At 36.0% G+C, this 555-nt stretch carries 1 pseudogene; it reads left to right on the top strand.

Features of this window, described 5'->3' with window-relative positions:
• Nucleotides 1-73 precede the first annotated feature (73 nt).
• Nucleotides 74-555, top strand: a pseudogene (locus tag ACFIKR_RS09610) (hypothetical protein); the annotation flags it as partial.

The raw sequence follows: 555 nt of genomic DNA, 5'->3' as shown, positions 1-555 counted from the left end.
TAAAACAGCCCAATGATAGGAACCGTGTGCCTATTAATAAAACAATCCCTGACGAAATCAAGCGAGCAAGTATATGAAAAAGCGATTTGTTATAACAGGAATAATTACCCTTTTGGGAATGATAAATTTGGCACATGCTGTAGGGGATCCTTCTAAAATACAGATAGACGTAGATCCATCAAGTGTATGCAATGTTCTAGCAGTGACAAATGCAGAATTTGAAAAGAGAACGTATGGAAAAGACAGCACTGGAATCCTAGAAAAATGTGCAAAATTGCAATCATCTGCTCCACCGCCACAACCTACTTCACCGCCACAACCTGTTCTATCAGCAGAATATTTGGAAATCCTTCAGCTTTTAAAAAAAGGAGAAATTATTGAGCTCTTTAAAAAACAGCTTGAATTAAAAAAAGAACAACTTTCACAAATAGAAAAAGCCTATCAAGCTATAACAAAGAGTCAGAAAACTGCCCCTCAGAAAATAGACTTTTCTAGTTTTTTTCTCAAAGAACCAGAATCGCTCTATAAGAAAGATGAGCTTTCAAGGGAATCATA

The organism is Bartonella sp. MR30HLJHH, assembly GCF_042194195.1.
GTDB lineage: Bacteria > Pseudomonadota > Alphaproteobacteria > Rhizobiales > Rhizobiaceae > Bartonella > Bartonella grahamii.
Note: the sequence above shows the minus strand (reverse complement) of the source record. Positions and strands in the feature narration are given on the sequence as shown.